This window comes from Carnobacterium inhibens subsp. inhibens DSM 13024 (assembly GCF_000746825.1).
Lineage (GTDB): Bacteria > Bacillota > Bacilli > Lactobacillales > Carnobacteriaceae > Carnobacterium_B > Carnobacterium_B inhibens.
In genome coordinates this window covers 625,153-643,927 of sequence record NZ_JQIV01000006.1, presented here as the reverse complement: position 1 = coordinate 643,927, position 18,775 = coordinate 625,153, and the positions used below count along the sequence as shown (strand labels likewise).

Annotated in this window: 17 protein-coding genes; 12 read left to right on the top strand and 5 right to left on the bottom strand. The window is 35.2% G+C overall.

Annotated features, from left to right (window positions below; translation table 11 throughout):
* Nucleotides 1-86: 86 nt before the first annotated feature.
* Complete coding sequence (gene glmS, locus BR65_RS04245; RefSeq protein ID WP_023178254.1) at nucleotides 87-1,895, bottom strand: glutamine--fructose-6-phosphate transaminase (isomerizing); 1,809 nt, start codon at nucleotides 1,893-1,895, stop codon at nucleotides 87-89.
* A 395-nt stretch (nucleotides 1,896-2,290) separates the two neighbouring features.
* On the opposite strand from glmS, the gene BR65_RS04240 reads away from it, so the two are divergent.
* The 4 genes from BR65_RS04240 (at nucleotide 2,291) to BR65_RS04225 (ending at nucleotide 7,555) form a co-directional block, all read left to right on the top strand.
* Nucleotides 2,291-3,751 (top strand): PTS mannitol transporter subunit IIBC, encoded by a 1,461-nt coding sequence (locus BR65_RS04240; protein ID WP_034536881.1) that lies wholly within the window; start codon nucleotides 2,291-2,293, stop codon nucleotides 3,749-3,751.
* A 98-nt stretch (nucleotides 3,752-3,849) separates the two neighbouring features.
* Nucleotides 3,850-5,943 (top strand): BglG family transcription antiterminator, encoded by a 2,094-nt coding sequence (locus BR65_RS04235; RefSeq protein WP_081901350.1) that lies wholly within the window; start codon nucleotides 3,850-3,852, stop codon nucleotides 5,941-5,943.
* 21 nt (nucleotides 5,944-5,964) lie between these two features.
* Complete coding sequence (locus tag BR65_RS04230) at nucleotides 5,965-6,405, top strand: PTS mannitol transporter subunit IIA (RefSeq protein ID WP_034536877.1); 441 nt, start codon at nucleotides 5,965-5,967, stop codon at nucleotides 6,403-6,405.
* Nucleotide 6,406: 1 nt separating this feature from the next.
* Entirely contained in the window at nucleotides 6,407-7,555 is a 1,149-nt protein-coding gene (locus tag BR65_RS04225; protein ID WP_034536874.1) for a mannitol-1-phosphate 5-dehydrogenase, read from the top strand.
* Between the two features lie 35 nt (nucleotides 7,556-7,590).
* Here BR65_RS04225 and BR65_RS04220 read toward each other — a convergent pair whose 3' ends face one another.
* From BR65_RS04220 to BR65_RS04205, 4 genes are all read right to left on the bottom strand, one after another.
* Nucleotides 7,591-8,259 (bottom strand): deoxynucleoside kinase, encoded by a 669-nt coding sequence (locus BR65_RS04220; protein ID WP_023178251.1) that lies wholly within the window; start codon nucleotides 8,257-8,259, stop codon nucleotides 7,591-7,593.
* Nucleotides 8,260-8,366: 107 nt separating this feature from the next.
* Nucleotides 8,367-9,467 (bottom strand): peptidoglycan-binding protein, encoded by a 1,101-nt coding sequence (locus BR65_RS04215; RefSeq protein ID WP_034536872.1) that lies wholly within the window; start codon nucleotides 9,465-9,467, stop codon nucleotides 8,367-8,369.
* A gap of 73 nt (nucleotides 9,468-9,540) precedes the next feature.
* Nucleotides 9,541-9,765 (bottom strand): DUF2922 domain-containing protein, encoded by a 225-nt coding sequence (locus tag BR65_RS04210; RefSeq protein WP_034536870.1) that lies wholly within the window; start codon nucleotides 9,763-9,765, stop codon nucleotides 9,541-9,543.
* Nucleotides 9,766-9,811: 46 nt separating this feature from the next.
* On the bottom strand, nucleotides 9,812-10,015 hold the full coding sequence (locus tag BR65_RS04205) for a DUF1659 domain-containing protein (protein WP_034536868.1): 204 nt from the start codon (nucleotides 10,013-10,015) through the stop codon (nucleotides 9,812-9,814).
* 371 nt (nucleotides 10,016-10,386) lie between these two features.
* Here BR65_RS04205 and BR65_RS04200 point away from each other — a divergent pair, with 371 nt between their 5' ends.
* From BR65_RS04200 to ntdP, 8 genes are all read left to right on the top strand, one after another.
* On the top strand, nucleotides 10,387-11,142 hold the full coding sequence (locus tag BR65_RS04200; RefSeq protein ID WP_034536866.1) for a hypothetical protein: 756 nt from the start codon (nucleotides 10,387-10,389) through the stop codon (nucleotides 11,140-11,142).
* A gap of 125 nt (nucleotides 11,143-11,267) precedes the next feature.
* Complete coding sequence (locus BR65_RS04195) at nucleotides 11,268-12,371, top strand: cation diffusion facilitator family transporter (RefSeq protein WP_244877145.1); 1,104 nt, start codon at nucleotides 11,268-11,270, stop codon at nucleotides 12,369-12,371.
* Nucleotides 12,372-12,544: 173 nt separating this feature from the next.
* Nucleotides 12,545-13,483, top strand: a complete 939-nt coding sequence (locus BR65_RS04190; RefSeq protein WP_034536863.1) for a YflT domain-containing protein — start codon at nucleotides 12,545-12,547, stop codon at nucleotides 13,481-13,483.
* A 235-nt stretch (nucleotides 13,484-13,718) separates the two neighbouring features.
* Nucleotides 13,719-14,588 carry an SDR family oxidoreductase gene (locus BR65_RS04185; RefSeq protein WP_034536862.1) on the top strand — a complete coding sequence of 290 codons (870 nt, stop codon included), beginning with the start codon at nucleotides 13,719-13,721 and terminating at the stop codon, nucleotides 14,586-14,588.
* A gap of 157 nt (nucleotides 14,589-14,745) precedes the next feature.
* The gene (locus tag BR65_RS04180; RefSeq protein ID WP_034536861.1) at nucleotides 14,746-15,687 is read left to right on the top strand and encodes a general stress protein; all 942 of its coding nucleotides are present in this window, start codon (nucleotides 14,746-14,748) and stop codon (nucleotides 15,685-15,687) included.
* A 139-nt stretch (nucleotides 15,688-15,826) separates the two neighbouring features.
* Nucleotides 15,827-16,681 carry a recombination regulator RecX gene (recX, locus tag BR65_RS04175; RefSeq protein WP_051932639.1) on the top strand — a complete coding sequence of 285 codons (855 nt, stop codon included), beginning with the start codon at nucleotides 15,827-15,829 and terminating at the stop codon, nucleotides 16,679-16,681.
* The gene (mutY, locus tag BR65_RS04170) at nucleotides 16,678-17,892 is read left to right on the top strand and encodes an A/G-specific adenine glycosylase (RefSeq protein WP_034536860.1); all 1,215 of its coding nucleotides are present in this window, start codon (nucleotides 16,678-16,680) and stop codon (nucleotides 17,890-17,892) included. Before recX ends, mutY begins: the two co-directional genes overlap by 4 nt.
* A 246-nt stretch (nucleotides 17,893-18,138) precedes the next feature.
* On the top strand, nucleotides 18,139-18,675 hold the full coding sequence (gene ntdP / locus BR65_RS04165) for a nucleoside tri-diphosphate phosphatase (protein ID WP_023178240.1): 537 nt from the start codon (nucleotides 18,139-18,141) through the stop codon (nucleotides 18,673-18,675).
* Nucleotides 18,676-18,775: the final 100 nt, after the last annotated feature.

The following is an 18,775-nucleotide window of genomic DNA, read 5'->3' as shown; positions in this document are numbered from 1 at the left end:
ATAAGGAGAACTGATGTATTACGTAATTTAAATACAAAAAAACAATCATTGCAATTTTCGCAATGATTGTTTTTTTTAATGGAGTTTTATTCAACAGTAACACTTTTAGCTAGGTTTCTTGGTTTATCAACATCGTTTCCACGGTGTAAGCTAGTGTAGTAAGCAATCAATTGAGTTGGGATCACACTAACCAAAGGCGTTAACAAGTTGTGTACTTTTGGTAAAACATAAGCATCTCCAGGTTGGTTAAGCCCATCTAAAGAGATAATCATGCTGTGTGCACCACGAGAGATTACTTCTTGTGCATTTCCACGAGTATGTCCAGCAGTTGCTTCATCAGTAATGATAGAAATAACTGGAGTGCCTTCTTCGATCAAGGCAATCGTACCATGTTTTAATTCACCGGCTGCAAAGCCTTCTGTTTGAACATAAGAGACCTCTTTCAATTTAAGTGCAGCTTCCATTACAACATAGTAATCAATGCTGCGTCCGATGTAAAAGGCATTACGACTAATGCTTAAGTGCGTAACAGATAATTGTTCGAATATTTCTTTTTCATCAATAATCGATTCAATTGCTGAAGCTGCAATACCTAATTCATGTGCCATATCTACATTTAGTTCAAGACCTTTTTTGCGTCCTACAAGTTCACCAAGGATAGCAAGAACCGCAATTTGTGCTGTGTAAGCTTTTGTTGACGCAACAGCGATTTCTGGACCAGCATGTAATAATAAAGTATATTTTGCTTCTCTTGAAAGAGTAGAACCTGGTACGTTAGTTAATGTTAGAGAAGGGTACTTCAAGTCATTAACTTTAACCAATACTTGACGGCTGTCAGCTGTTTCACCACTTTGAGATAAGAAAATGAAGAATGGTTTTGCAGTTAGTAATGGAGTATTGTAGCCAAATTCACTAGATAAATGCACTTCAGTTGGAATGTTTGTCAAGTTTTCAATAATTTGTTTTCCGACCCATCCAGCGTTGTAACTTGTTCCACAAGCAATGATGTAAATGCGGTCACTAGCTATCATTTCTTCAAGAATAGTAGAATCGATTTCTAGTTCGCCATCGTCATTTTGGTAGTTTTGTACAATTTTACGCATAACAGCTGGCTGTTCATCAATTTCTTTTGCCATGTAGTGAGGGTAAGTACCTTTGCTTAAATCATTTGCATCTAATAATGCAGTGTATGAAGCGCGAGTGATCACATCACCAGCTAATGTTTCAATTTTAATATCATCCACTGTTAAAGTAGCAATTTCGCCATCCATCAGTTCGACAAATTGATTTGTTTCTTTAATCATTGCCATGGCATCGCTACAGATAACATTAAAACCATCACCTCTACCTAAAAGTAGGGGACTTTTATTTTTTGCTGCATACACAACATCAGGGTTTTCATTGTCGATCAAAGCTAAAGCGTAAGATCCTTTTAATGCAACGATTGCTTTTTTAAAAGCATCGATTGTTTCTAAACCTTCTTCTTCAACATACCAAGCGATCAATTGAACAATGATCTCAGTATCAGTATCGCTATGCAAAGTTGTATCTGTTAAAAAAGCATCTCTTACAGCATTGTAGTTTTCGATTACGCCATTGTGAACGAGGTTAAAACGACCGCTGTTTGATTGATGAGGATGTGCGTTTTCTACACTTGGAACTCCATGAGTTGCCCAACGTGTGTGCCCAATACCTGTTTTTGCAGGAACGTTATGGTCTACTTTTTCTCTTAAAGCAGCGATACGTCCTTTTTCTTTAAATAAATGACCTTCATCTTGATCATCCATTACATAAATACCAGCTGAATCATATCCGCGGTATTCTAACATTTCAAGTCCTTGTAATAAAATATCTTTTGCATCTTGTCTTCCAATATAGCCTACGATTCCGCACATGTTTAAATTCCCACTTTCTTTTTCTTAATAGATTTCATTGAAACGTTAACTTTTTTAGTTTAAGTATTAGGATGAAAATTTCTTTCTTAGATACATTTCTTTGCGTATATTTAAAATTGGTATATACCCTAAAAAAGTTAATAATCAGTTACGCAGGTTAATAATAAAGGATTGAAAAAATAAAGTCAACGTTTTTTTGAAAAGTGGTATATTGGTCTATATCAGTTGGGATACATGCCTTAATTAGAGCGAGCTTTATTAGTGGGTACATAAGTTTTTCGATAAGAGTGACTTTGACACAAAGTGTCGTGACAAACTCATCACTACACTTTATTGTAATCGGATACAACCCGCGGTAAACTTAATTTAACAAAAAAGTAAGAGGAGGAGTTACCGTGGAACAAACAGAAAAAAAGGGAGCGAAAGCTACCGTTCAACGCATAGGAAGTTATCTTAGTGGTATGGTTATGCCAAATATTGGTGCTTTTATTGCTTGGGGAATTATTACAGCATTGTTCATTGAGAAAGGCTGGTTTCCAAATGCAGATTTAGCTACAATGGTCGATCCCATGCTTAAATATTTATTGCCAACCTTGATTGGATATACAGGCGGAAGCATGGTATATGGGCAACGTGGAGCCGTTGTTGGGGCAATTGCAACGATGGGAGTTATCGTAGGATCAAGTGTTCCAATGTTTATTGGAGCTATGGCTTTAGGGCCTTTAGGCGGATACTTAGTGAAGAAATTTGATGATATCTTTAGAGATAAAATCAGAGCTGGATTTGAAATGTTAGTTAACAACTTTTCAAGTGGAATTATTGGATTTATTTTAGCTATTTTTGCATTTTATGCGGTAGGACCTTTTGTAACAACTTTAACAGACGCACTTGCAAGTGGAGTTGACTGGGTCGTTAATGCCGGACTATTACCTCTAGCAAATATTTTCATCGAACCTGCAAAAATCTTATTTTTGAATAACGCTATCAACCATGGTATATTGACACCATTAGGGATTGAACAGGCTGCCGAAACTGGGAAATCAATTCTTTTCTTACTTGAAGCTAATCCAGGACCTGGTTTAGGTTTATTGCTAGCTTACTCATTCTTTGGAAAAGGGGCTGCTAAATCATCTGCTCCAGGTGCAGTTCTGATTCATTTGATTGGTGGGATTCATGAAATTTACTTCCCATACGTATTAATGAAACCTATGTTATTTCTTTCTGTAATAGCAGGTGGGATTGCTGGTACTTTTACTAATACGATTTTAAATTCAGGTTTAGTAGCAGCAGCTTCTCCAGGATCTATTCTTGCTATCTTAGCAATGACACCAAGAGGAAGTTATATCAGTGTTATCTTAGGGGTTATCGTTGCAGCAGCAGTTTCCTTCTTAGTTGCTATGGTGATTCTTAAATCAGATAAATCAGAAGTTGCAATTGAAGAGGACAACTTCTCAGCAAAAGTTCAAGAAACACAATCACTAAAAGCTGAATCAAAAGGAGCAAACAAAGGAACAACAGCTCCAACAACTCAAGCAGTTGTAACAGATGATACTGCAGTTGTAGGTCAAAAAGACGTTAAAAAAATTATCTTTGCTTGTGATGCAGGTATGGGATCTAGTGCAATGGGAGCTTCCATTATGCGTAAAAAAGTAAAAGATGCAGGATTGGATATTTCAGTAACCAACTCAGCTATCAATAATTTAACGGATGAAGACGGCTTATTAGTGATTACGCAAAAAGAATTAACACCTCGTGCAAAACAAAAAACACCAAATGCAACACAAGTTTCAGTTGATAATTTCTTGAATAGTCCTAAATATGAAGAAATTGTTGAAACATTAAGAAACCAATCATAAGCATCTTATCTAGACAATAAGATGCACATAACAAAGGGATAAAAGCGGTGAGTGCTGATTCACTGCTTTTATCTGTTTAAATTTTGTCTAGAAACGAGATGAAAGAATTGTATATTTCCAAAAGGGAAAAAGAGATTATTGAAATCTTGCTTGAACAAAAAAACGGCGTCACTTTAGATTATTTAAGTGATGAGTTAAAGGTTAGCAATCGGACGATTTACAGAGAACTTTCCAGTCTTGAAAGCACGTTGGCTAAGTATCAAGTCAAATTGATACGAGAAGCAGATATTGGCTACCGTCTTGTCGGAAAGCCGGGTTCATTTAAAGAATTACAGCAGCAATTATCTGCTTCTCCAGAAGAGTTAACGGCTCAACAACGGCAAAGTGCTTTAGTGATCAAGCTATTGATGCAAGAAAAAGAAGTTAAAATGGAATCCCTTGCCATGGACCTTCAAGTCAGTGTTAGTACGATTCAAGCAGATTTAGTTTCTATTGAAGAAGTGTTTAAAGCGTACAAAATTGATATCGAGAGAAAAAAAGCTAAAGGCATACAAGCAATTGCTACTGAAAGCAGCCGTCGCTTGATTATTAGTGGATTGATTCATAGTGAAATCAATGAATATGATTTCTTCCAACTAATGGAAAGCGAAACTAAAAGCGACGCTAAAGAGTGGGAGACTGGTCAAAATCCATTTTTGAAACAATTAAATAAAGAAGATCTATACCATGTATATGCCGTGGTTAAGCAATTCGGCCAGCATTATTTTGAAGAAGTGACAGATAGTCAATTGCAGCGTTTAGTTATTTTGCTATGTGTTTCGATTATGAGATTACGTGAAGGGCATCAAATTCATTCTTTTAAAGCCTCTACTTTGTTAGCGGATAGCGATCAAACGAAAAGTATCGAAACGGCAACCGCTATTTATGATTTTATGCAAAAACTATATGGGATAGCCATAACGAAGGAAGAAATTCAATTTTTAGGACTCCAAATCCAAGGGCTGAATGTCCCGCTGCGTAATGAATTTCTCTCAGAAGAGTATGATACGGACTTAGGCTATAAAGTAAGAGAGTTGATTCGTTTGGTTTCGAATGAATTGGATTGGAATTTCAATCAAGATGAGACTCTTTTTCATGACCTTTTGGCGCATATTTCAGCTGCTATTAAACGAGCAATCGCACCTATGCCCGAAAGTAACAACCCTTTGTTAGATAAAATTCTGACTCATTATAGCGAGTTGAGCTTTTCTGTTAAAGAAAATTTAACACATGTTTTTCCAACGATTCATTTTTTACCGAATGAAATTGTTTATATTGTGATTCATTTCGCTTCAGCATATGAAAGACAACCTAAAGTACAAGAATTAAAAGCTTTGGTTATTTGTTCAAGTGGAGTGGGAACGGCAAAAATATTGGAAAGCCGCATTCGCAAATATATTCCAGAGATAACCGTCATTGAAATTTCTAGAATATCTAAGCTGCATCGGATCGATTTTGATGAATACGATTTGATTTTATCTACGATCTTTTTACAAGGATTTGAAACAGAATACAAAGTTGTGACCCCATTGTTGATGGATAACGAAATCAAGAGTATCCAATTGTACGTTCGTCAAATTATTTCTGAAAAGAAAAAGATAAAAGAGAAAAAAGAAAAGAACATTCTTACAAATCAAAAAGATGAATCAGAATTCAAAGAATTCTATCAAAAAATGTCGATTGCAAATGAGATCTTGGAAAATTTCAATGTGCATCAAACGGTTGGAACAAAGGAATTAAAACCCATTATTTCAGCTATCTGCAAAAGTTTGGAAGACGATATTTTAATAGATAGTGACCATATAGTTTATAAATTGATGGATCGAATGGAATTAGCTCCTATTGGACTTCCTAATACAAATATGGCATTGTTTCATTGTATCGATCCAACTATTAAACAATCGTTTTTTTCAATTTATGAATTGCCAAAATCTATTGAAGTACTTGGGATCGATCGGAATCCAATACAGATGCAGCGGATTTTAATGATGTTGGGTCCAGATCCATTAAGCGAGAACTCGCAAGAAATTTTAGGTTCGATCAGTTCAGCGATTGTTGAAAGTGATTTGACAATGGAAATCTTTAATTCAGGTTCGAAGCAATTGTTAAACAATTATTTAAGCAGCATCTTTTTAGAAAAATTAAAAAAATAAAAATTAAGGAGAGAATCATTTATGGGTATTTTAGAAGAAAACAGCATTAAATTAAATCAAGCATTTAACACAAAAGAAGAGGCAATTCGTGCGGCTGGTCAAGTATTAGTAGGAGGCCAATATGTAGAAGAAGGATATATTGCTGAAATGTTGAAGCGTGAAGAGAATGTATCAACGTATATGGGAAATTTTATTGCTATCCCACATGGTACAGAAAATTCAAAAGATTTAATCAATCAATCAGGCATTTCAGTTATTCAAATTCCTGGAGGGATAGATTTTGGTACTCCTGAAGAAGAAAAATTGGTAACCGTTGTTTTTGGAATTGCAGGGGTAGGCGATGAACATCTTGATATCCTTTCAAAAATAGCAGTTTATTGTTCAGAAGTTGAAAATGTTGTTAAGTTGGCAGATGCTTCATCTGAACGAGAAATCAAAGAATTATTAGAAGGGATTGAATAATATGTTAGCCATTCATTTTGGTGGAGGAAATATTGGTCGAGGATTTATCGGAGAAGTTTTGAATAAAAATGGCTTTGAAATTGCTTTTGTTGATGTAAATAAAGAAATTATCGATGCATTAAATGATAAACACGAATATACGATTGAATTGGCTCAAGAAGGCACACCTCAAATAAAAGTAAACAATGTCTATGGAATCAATAATGGAACTCATCCAGAAGAAGTAGTAGCATCATTTGAAAAGGCTGAACTTATAACAACGGCTATCGGTCCTAAAATTCTACCCTATATTGCACCATTAATCGCTAAAGGAATTCAAAAAAGAAAAGCTGCTCAATCAACTCAGCCGATTGATGTTGTTGCGTGTGAAAATATGATTGGGGGAAGTACATTCCTTAAAGAAGAAGTGTTAAAACATTTAGAAAAAGAAGACATGGACTACGTTGAACAATACATTGGATTTCCTGATGCTGCAGTTGATCGTATCGTTCCTTTACAGTCTCATGAAGATAAGTTATTTGTATCTGTTGAAGGGTACAAAGAGTGGGTCATTGATGAGTCTAAATTGAAAAATACTGATTTGCGTTTAAAAGGCGTCCATTATGCACCTAACTTAGAACCTTTTATTGAAAGAAAATTATTTACCGTAAACACTGGGCACGCAACTACAGCCTATGTAGGGAAATTTGAAGGATACAAAACGATCGATGAAGCTTTAAAAGATGATAAAGTAAAAGAACAAGTTGAAAATGTTTTAGCTGAAACAGGAGCTTTGATGGTCGAAAAATGGCAATTCAATGCTGAAGATCATAAAGCATATATCACTAAAATTCTATCTCGCTTTGTCAATCCTTATATATCAGACGATATAACTCGTGTAGCGAGAACCCCAATACGTAAACTTGGTTATGATGAACGATTCATACGTCCAATCAGAGAAGCAAATGAAAGAGGACTTGAAACAACATATTTAGTCAAAACAGTTGCCAAAGCTCTCTTGTATCGAGATTCGAATGATGAGGAAAGCCAACAATTAGAAAAATTGTTACAAAATAAATCAGTTGAAGAAGTAATTCGTGAAGTAACACAATTAAAAGACGAGACAGTGATTGATAGAATTGCTAAAGAATACAAACAGTTAGCACAATAAAAAAAATCAGTTGAGCATTTGCTCAGCTGATTTTTTTATCCAACGCATTTTTCATTTCGAACTTCGGCTAATTTTTCTGTAATCATTTCCATGACTTTTTCAGCATCTGCTAAATTTTCTAAATCATATTGGTTAATATCAATAACTAGAGTTGCACTTTTATCGTAAGAATTGAACCAGTTATCATATTGACTATGAAGATGGGTGTAATAGTCTAGTAACCCATTGTTTCCTTCGATTTGTTCAAAGGTACGACCGCGTTTTTCAATTCTATTTAATACAGTATCCAAAGAACCGCGTAAGTAAATCAAAAGATCTGGAGATTTTTTAGGCATATTGTCAAGTTCTTCCATCATATTGTCTAATAAATCCAAGTAAGTATCCATCTCAGCATCACTCATATTTCCTTCTTCATAATTGATGCGAGTAAACAATGCATCTTCATAAATAGAACGATCCAATACATTGTTCTCATGTTTGAAAGCTGCTTTTATACTTCTGAATCGTGTATTTAAAAAATAAATTTGTAATGAAAAAGCCCAACGTTCTGGATCTTTATAAAATTTTTCCAAAATCCGATTGTCATCCACACTTTCGTAGAAAGCCTCACTTCCTAATGCTTCTGAAATAAATTTTGTGTAGGTACTTTTACCAGCACCAATCATACCAGCTAAAACGATCACAGCTTTATTTTCCCCTTTCATGAACGGCCACACTCCTATCAAAGACCGATGTCTTCTTCTTTTGCGAATTCTAGTATACCATATTTGGAATGACTAAATAATTTATTTTTAAATGAAAATGGAGAGAATTAGTTAAATAACTTTTGATAGGTTAGTGGACCAACGATGCCATCAGATAAAAGTTTAGAGCTGGTTTGAAATTCTTTAGTTGCTTGTACCGTTTTAGGTCCAAAAGACTGATCGGGTGTGCCAACGATCAAGAAATTTTTTCCTAATAAGAAAGCTTGGACCACATAAACATCCCATCCATTCGAATTGATTTTTAGTGTTCGTAGTTTACTAGCCGTTTTAGGACCCCAATAACCATCTACTTCAGAACCCGTTGTTTTTTGAATCCACTTAATTAATTCTCTTTTGGTTAAAGTGTCAAATAATCCAGTCTGTGGAATGCCAATAGTGTGTTGGACTGCCTTTATTCGATCAGTTTGAGTGAACATTAATCCTTTGTTATTATCTAATGAAATAATGAGTTTTTGGCCAATTTTTATTGTCTCAGAGGATAAGCGATTAGCAGTTTTTAACCACGTAAGAGTGGTCTGGTATTTTTTTGAAATACTCCATAAAGAATCTCCTTTCACAACAGTATAGTAGAGACCGCTTTCGTGAGCAGGAAGGGGAGGTATGTCCGTTTTTGTAGGGCTTGAAGATAAGTCTTTAGAAAATTGATCTAGAGAGACACCATAGTGCATTAGGTAAGCATCTGGGTCAGAGTGAGTTGTGCCGCCTAAATTTTTTGAAACCCAATGATGTGTTTTTATGCCTTTCGCATTAAGATCTGTGCCCGTATTTAACCTACAAGGGATTCCCGCTTCACCAGCTAACTTTCGCAAAAGCCAGATATAAGCTTGGTAATCTTTTTGGAAACAGTCTGGATTTGACGTTCGAGCCAATTCGACTTGAGCATAAGCATGAGGATTAGCATATTTACCAGCACCATATTGCATTTTTCCTACTTGAGCAATTTGGATGATTCGGCCTCCGCCTCCGATCCAATGACTCGTAAAAGCTCCATTGTTAGCCGCTTGTCGCGTCATATAAGCAATCTCATTTTCTAAAGAAAGTGGACCGGTATTGTTGGCGTTTCCTGACTCGTGAGCAATGATAATACTTTGGCTGGTTAACTTTTTTTGTGAAAGAGGGATGAGTTGTTTTTCAATCAAATAGTTCATTTTTTTCCTCCTATAGAAAAATGAAAGAAGCGGAGCAGAAATACTGCGCCGCTTCTTTTCAATGAATGGTCTTTTATTCTACTTCAAAAATGTCTTCTACAACGCGTTCAACATAACGAGCTCCTACAACAGTTGCGTATGGGTTGGCTCCTTCTAGTTGAAACATATTCAATGAAATGATGGAATTCATTGCTTGCTGAGCTTTTTCAGTCGTTAAATTATGAATGGGGTCTTTAACGCTCATTGCTTTTGTCTTTCCTAAACTTGTACCGAACCTTAATTCCAATGATTTTGCCATATTATTTTCCTCCTTTAGTAGATAAGTTGTGAAAGATCAATTTTTTTTAACGAGTATAGGTATACTCTTCAACCATAACCGTTTGTAGATAAGGGAAAGTAGTTAGAGATTCTAATGCAAGGGTAAAGCCTTCTACTTGCTCAGGTGTAACATTGTTAATCGTGTTAGAATAACTGCGTTTCAGTGTCTTTTCGTTTGCAGCATCTTCAAAATGTACTTCAATTGACCCCTTTGTCCATTCTTTTTGCATTCTATATTCCTCCTTATGAAATAAGTTGTTGTGTAAGTTTTTGTCATGACATCTTACACCTCTAATAACGTTGAGCAGTAAAAGAGTGTTACCCATAAAAATTTAAATAGAATAATGATAAAATAGCCATCTAGACCAATTTGAATTCTAAAGGTTAGAAGATAAATTTAAACAGCCATACAATAGATGATGATGGAATAAATTTTACTATAGGTATAATGACCAAACTGAAAAGTAAGTTCAAAATAAAAAATAGTTTCTCTTGCAGGATGAAAGCAGTTTCTGTAGAATAAAAATAAATAGTGTTTTTTAATTAAAAGGCTTTAAAAAAATCAGTTAAGGATTATATTAATGATAAAAAGGAGTTTATTATGAATCTTAGGAAACTTGTCCAAGCCTATATTTTAAATCAAAAAGTTGGTAGCCCAATTTTTATTTCTGATATCATGGACCACATTGCTCAATATAATGATGAACAAAAACCTTGTACTCAAGTAAGGAAAAATGTGAATGTTATTTTGATGCGAATGGTAAATGAAGGCAAATGCTTAAAGCGTTTTGGAGCGGGTGTATACTATCGCGATGAAGTTATTAATACAGAAAAAAACGGGATAGATAGTATGGAATTGATTAAACGAACGTATATAAAAGATAAAAAAGGGTTGGTATTTGGCTATTTAACCGGTGAAATTTTCATGTATCAAATAAAGTTACTGGCAGATAGACCATGTGAGGTCGTTATTGCTACTAATGCAAAAAGAAATGCAATCTGTGAAATAGAGGATATAAACTTTAAATTGATCAATCCTCCTACAACAGTTTCAACTGAAAATTTCCGATACTTACAAGTGTTAGACCTTATCAAAAATGATTTGGCAAAGGGAAGCAATTTGCAGTATGAATATGCACTTAGCCACTTTATGAATAAATACCTACTAGAGGAAGCTAAGCTGGTGGCGTTAGCTGTAGAATACTATAGTCAAAAAGTTGTTCTTAAAGTAGCGGATTTTATCAGCAACAAAGTCTACTTAGATGAACAAAAAGAAGGGATCATTATTACAATAGATACTATAAATCCAAAAGAAATCAGTGAATCCATCGCAAAAGAGGTATCTGAAAGTGAGTAAAATGATAAAGAATAGTAGATAAGAAAAGCCAGAAAATCTTCTGGCTTTTCTTATACATTGACACATGATAAAATATTCATATGAAAACAAAATTGATTTACGTCTTAAGATAGGAGGACTAAAAAATGAAACAGTACGCAGTGCAAGGATTACATTGTGCCAATTGCGCTAAAAAGTTAGAAGCTCAACTGCAGCAATTAAAAAATGGCGAGATGATTCGATTGAATTATTCTACCAATCGAATTTATCTTCCAGATGAAATAGATCTAGATGTAGTAAAAAGAATTTTATTAGCAGATAAGATTCAAATCTTATCTGAGCAACAGGAGTTGATTGAAAACAAATCAGACCATCATCACGTTGCGGATCTCACGGGAAGTAATGGAGCAATAAAGAATATAAAAACCGTTTTTATTTTAAATTTAACTTTTTCATTAGCTGAATTTATTTTTGGAGTGTTATTTAATAGTGCAGCGATTTTATCAGATGCTGTGCACGACTTAGGTGATTCTTTATCCGTAGGATTAGCATGGGTATTTCAAAAAGTCTCCGTTAAAGAAGCAAATGAACGGTATAGTTTTGGACATAGACGATTCTCACTATTAGGGGCTCTAATTACTTCGGTCATCTTAATAGGCGGTTCTATTTTAGTCATTGTTAACAGTGTTCCATTACTGATTAATCCTCAACCGGTTAATTCGCGGGGAATGTTTTGGCTGTCAATTGTAGCAATCGCAATCAACGGCTATGCTGCTTGGTTGATTAGCAAAGGGACTTCAAAAAATGAAAAAGTTCTAAATTTGCATATGCTTGAAGATGTATTAGGTTGGGTTGGTGTGTTAATGGTTAGTATTGTTTTGACTTTTAGCAACTGGTTTATTTTAGATCCAATCTTATCTATTTTGATTGCTGGATACATTTTATCAAAAGCTATTCCCAATCTACTTGAAAATGCCTCTATCTTTTTAGAAGCTGTACCAAGAGGAGTAGATATAAAAGAATTGGAAAGAAAAATAAAACAACTGTCAAATGTACATGCTGTTTCTCATTTTCATATATGGTCAATAGATGGAGAAGAAAACGCATTAGCCATTACAGTATATAGTGATACAAAAGACAGCAAAGAACAGGAACGAATCAAAGAAGAGATACGTTATTTAATAAAGGATGCCAATGTAACACATTCGACTATTGAAATCGTTGTAGATGAAGAATTTTTTATCCAATAAAATGGAAAAACTCAATTCATACCGTGAATAAAGGCTTCTTCTTTGCTTGAGATATTAAATTTTGCTATCATAAAGATACATTAAGGATGTATGAAATAATCTTAACACTAGCAACTTTGAAGATAAGAGGATGACTTTCAGCATTACTAATACGAAATGGAGCGTGAATTCAAATGGATAGAAGAGTTGAAGGAACTTACACAACAAAAGAAGAAACAGTAAGTGCAGTAGAACGATTAATCAATGAAGGTTACGTGGCTGAAGAGATCGTTATTGTAACAAATGAAAAACATGAAAATGAATTAGAAGATCTAACGATGGTTGAAGTCGATTCGGTTGATCCAGGAGAAGGAATGTCACTTTGGGAAAAATTAAAAGAATCATTTAGTTTTGGTCGTTACAATTCTGAAGAAGCTTCTAGCCCATTTGAAGAATACGGTATCGCAGAAGATTCTGGAGAACACTACACAGAAGCGTTAGAAAATGGCGAAATTGTTATTTTAGTTAACAGTGCTGGTCCGTCAAATTCTCAACAGTTATCTCAAGTAAATCAAGAAGTTCTAAATGGAACAAACACTGATGAGAGTGCAGCAGAAGCAAACATAGCAAAAGATCCGGTTAAAGCTCCAACTAAAGAAAAAACGGATGCTGTCCCTGGTGAAGGAGAACAATTTGACCCGACTAAGGCTCAATCTTCAAGAGAAGACATTGAAGGAAATCCTGTTACAGCTCCAGATAAGGAAAATATGGATACAGCTACAGAAGGATCAATTAGTCCTAATACAGTAAACGAAAAGCAAACAGATAGTAAAAACGCTCCAACATCGAATGAAGTAAACGGCTCTTCTCTTGAATCAGATCCTGAGTTAACTGGAGATGAATCGACAGTCATTGCTGAAAATGAAGGACATGTATATCCTGACAATATCAGTAAAGGTGTAGTGGATGGCGGAAGTTCTTCACTTGATCCAACTCATATAAATGGGTCTGGAAAATCAGAAGAAACGAAGCCAGAGCAAAATTCTGAACAACTTGAAAGTGATGCTTATTATAGTGATAACTATGAAGAAGCAGGCGGAAAGTCTATTCAAAAAGATGAGGAAGAAAAATAATCGAAATAACGGAAAACAGAGGTTGGGACAATAGTTCCAGCCTCTGTTTTGTGTTCTGACCCTTTTTTAACTACGTATTTAACGTGAGCTTTGCCTAAGTTTCAGATCAGGTAACAAGCGTTAATTGGAAGCAAGTTCTACGCTGTAATCCAAACTAGGACAAGGCTTCTTATTTGTATTCGTTTTCTTAAGTTGATATGCTAGTTGTGTAGAAAAAATCAAGGAGGGAATAACCATGACAACTAATGAAAATGAAACTCAAAAGCCTAAAAAAGATTACTTGATCAATGATGATAGTGGGAACATGAATCCTGAACCGCAAACGGAAGATCCTAATTATAAAGCAGCGGGTAAGTTGGAAGGCAAGACTGCTATTATTACAGGCGGGGACAGTGGAATCGGTCAAGCTGTAGCCATTGCTTTTGCAAAAGAAGGTGCAGATGTAGCTATCGGCTATTTGGAATCTGAGGACGATGCGAATTACACGAAAAATCGAATTGAAAAGATCGGGCGCAAAGCTTTAGTATTCAAAGGTGATGTAGGTCAAGAATCATATGCACAAGAAGTTGTTTCTAAAGTAATGGAAGAATGGGGTCATTTAGATATTCTCGTCAATAATGCAGGAGAACAACACGTTCAAGAAAAAATTGGCGATATAACAGAGGAGCAATTGGACCGGACATTTAGAACCAATATTTTTAGTCAGTTCTATTTTGTTAAAGCAGCAATGCCACACTTGTCTCAAGGAGCGGCTATCATCAATACGACATCTATTACTGCTTACCGTGGAAGTGAACATTTACTTGATTACTCAGCTACTAAAGGGGCAATTACTGCTTTTACAAGGTCACTTTCACAAAATAGTGAAGTAATCGATAAAAAAATTCGTGTAAACGGGGTAGCACCAGGTCCAATATGGACTCCACTTATACCCGCAACATTTACAGAGGAACAATTAGAGAGCTGGGGCAAAGGCGGAGCAATTGAACGTGCCGGTCAAGCCTACGAATTGGCACCAACATATGTCTATCTAGCAAGTACAGATTCTAGTTATGTTTCTGGTCAAGTTTTACATGTTAATGGTGGAGTAGTCATAAATGGCTAAAATTGATTCTTAACTTTCGTTAAATTGCAACTAAATGAGCTTTAGAGTTCATTTCAAGTCGTCTATTTTGATAACTTATTTTTCATTTGTTAAAGTTAGTTATAGGAAATAGTAAATCGTTATGTAAAGTCGATAATCATAAAAGGGAGTGTTAAGTATGAGTAAAGTAGTCGTTGGTTCATTTTCAAATGTACAAGAAACATCAGCCTGTGTAGAACAATTATTAGCACAAGGTCATTCTAGTGACAGTATAAAAATTGTTACAACTAATCAAAACTTTTCAGCAATTAAAGAGCAATCAGGTGTAGAAGTAAACAAAGTTTCAACTGAACAAGATGATGAAAAATCTGCTTGGGACAAACTTAAAGATATGTTTGCTGATACAGACGCAGACGATAATGCACAATTAGAAAAATTCGGAGTTGATTCGACTAGTGCAGCTCAATATGCTGATTCTTTGAAAGCTGGAGAATACATTGTACTTTCAGATGAAACCACCGGATCAAATTCAAGTAATCAAGTGACACAAGAACCTAAGGAAACATCAAACCAAGTTGTGGGACAAGCTGGTGAGGGAGTACGTGTAGAAAAAAATGCTTCTCAACCAACAGATGATGATACTTTAGCTAATGATGGCGATGATCGCTTAAATAATGCAGAAGTACCACTAGAAACTAATTTTCCAGATACGGAAAGTTTAAACGAAGATACAAAAGTACAATCAGGTTTAACAGAAACTATTGTACCTGAAACGATTGAGGAAGATGATTTAATGGCAGACTCGATTAGAAATGAAGAAAATCCTAGATTGCAAGACAATCAAGAGGACGACTTTACGAATGGTGCTTTTAGCAAAGAACAAGATCGAAGAGACGATACTAGAGACGTGGTGACTCCTCCTATTGATCCATTAAATCATCAAGAGTACGATCCTAATGACAATCCATTACAAGGAACGCCTCCAACAGGTTCAGTACCAAAAGATGAACCAACTGGGCCAAGTTCACAAAACCAAGAAGAGTTAGATTTACCTAATTTTGATGGTAGCACATTATCTGGCCAACCAAGAAATGATCCAAAAAGAGATTTTCCAAATTAAAAAATAAAAAAAGAAGCGGCTCCGACTTAGGTCAGTGCCGCTTTTGTTATGCATCTACTTATGTAATACTGGTTTTTCGAACGTGTGTTTGTATTCGGTTTATGCTATAATAGAAAGACTGAGGCAGGAGTGTGAGTCTATGATAAATGGAAAAGAGAGTAAAAAGCAGGCATCTTCAACATCAACATTGCCTAAGATTACAAAAATTGAAGCGCAGAAACGAAAAGGACGCTACAATATTTATTTAGATGAAGAATATGCTTTTCCTGTTGATGAAGCTATTTTAATTAAACATATTTTGCACAAAGGGATGGAAATTTCAAAGACCTTCCGGCAGCAATTAGAAATAGAAGATGGCTACCGTAAAGCTTATACGAGAGCACTAGTATATCTGAATTATTCTTTGCGCTCAATAAAAGAAATTAAAGATGATTTGATTGCCCATGAGTTTACTGGTGAAACAGCTGATCAAGTGATTGAACAATTAAAAGAACAAGGCTACTTAAATGATTTAATGTATGCTGAAAGTTATACAAGAACCGCTGCAAATGTTAGCGGAAAGGGGCCTTACGTGATAAAAAGAGAATTGAAAAAACGTGGAGTTAAAGAGGAAACAATCGAAGAAGCGATGGAACAGTATCCATTTGATCAAATGGTGGAAAATGGTGTTGCGCTAGCAGAAAAAGTTATGCGTCGCTCCTCACAACATTCTTCAAGAGAGACAAGCAATAAAATCCGTCAAAATTTGATGCAAAAAGGATTTCAATCAGATGTGATCACTCAAGTATTGGAGCAGATCACAACCGAAAAAGAAGATGACGATGAATATGATGCATTAAAAACACAAGGTGATAAAATTTGGCGTAAACAATCCAAATTAACGGGATCTAAAAAGATTCAAAAAGTTAAAAGTGCCTTGTTTCAAAAAGGTTTTGCAGGAGATTTAATCACGCAGTATATCAATGAAAAAGAAATGGAAGAAGAGGACGAATGACAGAAATAGAATCGAAGATAGATGAAAAAGAGCAAAAAATACTTCATGGTATACCCATGTGGCCACAAGAAAAAATCAATCGGTTTAGAGAAACGCTTTTAAGTTGGTATGATATTGAAAAACGAGATCTGCCTTGGCGTAAAAATAATGATCCTTACCGTATTTGGGTTTCTGAGATCATGCTGCAACAAACAAGGGTAGATACGGTTATCCCTTATTACTTGAATTTCATGAATAATTTCCCAACGATAGAAGCATTAGCAAATGCGCATGAAGATGTGTTGTTAAAAGCTTGGGAAGGGTTAGGCTATTATTCACGAGTTCGTAATATGCAAAAAGCAGCCCAACAAATCATGGAAGATTACGATGGCGAAATGCCTAAAGACCCTAAAGAAATCAGTAAATTAAAAGGAATCGGACCCTATACTACTGGAGCAATCGCAAGTATGGCTTTTGGTTTGCCAGAACCTGCAGTTGACGGAAATGTTATGCGCGTATTGAGTCGCTTATTTGAAATTGATGCCGATATTGCTAAACCGGGCAACCGCAAAATTTTTGAAGCTATTATGCGAGAACTGATTGATCCCTATAAACCAGGCGATTTTAATCAAGCATTTATGGACTTGGGTTCAAGTATTTGTACACCTAAAAATTACCATCCTGAATTAAGCCCGGTTAAAGAATTTAATCAATCGTATCAAAATGGAACATGGGATAAATACCCTGTAAAAAGTAAAAAGAAAAAAGCCAAACCAGTTTATTATGTAGGGGCGATCATTAAAAATGCAGAGGGTGCATTTTTGCTAGAAAAGAGGCCAGAAAATGGATTGCTGGCTAATATGTGGACCTTTCCTTTAATTGAAGAAGAATCTGTCACTCATGAAGCAGAAATTAAAAAGGGAACCTTAACTGGAGTAACTGATGAAAATAAAACAGAACAGGTTATAAAAAATGTAATGGCTGAGCTAGAGGCAAAATATGCCGTCAAGCCAACGTTAATGGAGCAACCATTTGATGAAGTTCAACATATTTTTAGTCATTTAAAATGGTTTGTAGCTGTCTATTATGGACAGGTAGTAAAAGAAGAAGAGCCTATGTTCATTCCTGAAAATTGTTATTGGGTGCATCCTTCTGATTTTGACCACTATACATTTCCCGGTCCACAAACAAAAATGTGGCAAAGTTATCTTTCTAAGTTTAATCACAACTAATTCGAAAAAGTACCCATTCATTTTTTCAGTATTTATTGAAAAAATGAGTGGGTTTTTGTGTGAATAAAGGAATCTTGCTCTTAAATCAATTTTTTCTCATTTTTTTTTCATTATTTATTTGGTTTTATACTATAAAGATTAAGAGTTGTGATATAATAAATACGAGTCGAGTGCTTAGGCATTCTCTGGTTTATTATTTACTAATTTCTTGCGATTTTATGCGAGAAAAAGAAAGTTGGGTTAGGGATGCATATTCCAAAAGAAGGAGAATACATCACGATCCAAAGCTATAAACATGATGGCAGTTTACATCGCACGTGGAGAGATACAATGGTACTTAAGACAAGTGATCAATCGTTAATCGGAGTAAATGATCATACTCTAGTAACGGAATCGGATGGCCGAAGATGGCTAACTCGAGAACCAGCGATTGTTTATTTCCATAAGCATTATTGGTTCAATATCATTGCAATGATAAGAGATAATGGTGTTTCTTACTATTGTAATCTTGCTTCGCCTTACACACTAGATGAAGAAGGTTTGAAGTATATTGATTATGATTTAGATATCAAAGTCTTTCCTGATGGCGAAAAACGCTTATTGGATGTAGATGAGTATGAAGATCATAGCAAAAAGTGGAGTTACCCTGATGATATTGACCATATATTAAAAGAAAACGTGAAAATCTTAGTAGATTGGATCAATGAAGAAAAAGGTCCTTTCTCAAAAGAGTATGTTGACATATGGTACAAACGCTATCAACAGTTATCACTTAAGCAATGAGCTTATACTGGATAAGATGAGAGCAAGTTCTCTTGAATGAGTAAAAGGGGTAAGAGGTTCCAAATCTTTGGAGCCTCTTTATTCTTTACTAAAAAGGGTA

Bases quoted from the DNA above. Each gene is read 5' to 3' on its own strand.
- BR65_RS04200 (WP_034536866.1), top strand. From the start codon at position 10,387: ATGAATCTTAGGAAACTTGTCCAAGCCTATATTTTAAATCAAAAAGTT.
- ntdP (WP_023178240.1), top strand. From the start codon at position 18,139: ATGCATATTCCAAAAGAAGGAGAATACATCACGATCCAAAGCTATAAA.
- BR65_RS04205 (WP_034536868.1), bottom strand. From the start codon at position 10,015: ATGCAAAAAGAATGGACAAAGGGGTCAATTGAAGTACATTTTGAAGAT.
- BR65_RS04180 (WP_034536861.1), top strand. From the start codon at position 14,746: ATGAGTAAAGTAGTCGTTGGTTCATTTTCAAATGTACAAGAAACATCA.
- recX (WP_051932639.1), top strand. From the start codon at position 15,827: ATGATAAATGGAAAAGAGAGTAAAAAGCAGGCATCTTCAACATCAACA.
- glmS (WP_023178254.1), bottom strand. From the start codon at position 1,895: ATGTGCGGAATCGTAGGCTATATTGGAAGACAAGATGCAAAAGATATT.
- mutY (WP_034536860.1), top strand. From the start codon at position 16,678: ATGACAGAAATAGAATCGAAGATAGATGAAAAAGAGCAAAAAATACTT.
- BR65_RS04235 (WP_081901350.1), top strand. From the start codon at position 3,850: ATGAAAGAATTGTATATTTCCAAAAGGGAAAAAGAGATTATTGAAATC.
- BR65_RS04190 (WP_034536863.1), top strand. From the start codon at position 12,545: ATGGATAGAAGAGTTGAAGGAACTTACACAACAAAAGAAGAAACAGTA.
- BR65_RS04225 (WP_034536874.1), top strand. From the start codon at position 6,407: ATGTTAGCCATTCATTTTGGTGGAGGAAATATTGGTCGAGGATTTATC.
- BR65_RS04210 (WP_034536870.1), bottom strand. From the start codon at position 9,765: ATGGCAAAATCATTGGAATTAAGGTTCGGTACAAGTTTAGGAAAGACA.
- BR65_RS04230 (WP_034536877.1), top strand. From the start codon at position 5,965: ATGGGTATTTTAGAAGAAAACAGCATTAAATTAAATCAAGCATTTAAC.
- BR65_RS04215 (WP_034536872.1), bottom strand. From the start codon at position 9,467: ATGAACTATTTGATTGAAAAACAACTCATCCCTCTTTCACAAAAAAAG.
- BR65_RS04185 (WP_034536862.1), top strand. From the start codon at position 13,719: ATGACAACTAATGAAAATGAAACTCAAAAGCCTAAAAAAGATTACTTG.
- BR65_RS04220 (WP_023178251.1), bottom strand. From the start codon at position 8,259: ATGAAAGGGGAAAATAAAGCTGTGATCGTTTTAGCTGGTATGATTGGT.
- BR65_RS04195 (WP_244877145.1), top strand. From the start codon at position 11,268: ATGAAACAGTACGCAGTGCAAGGATTACATTGTGCCAATTGCGCTAAA.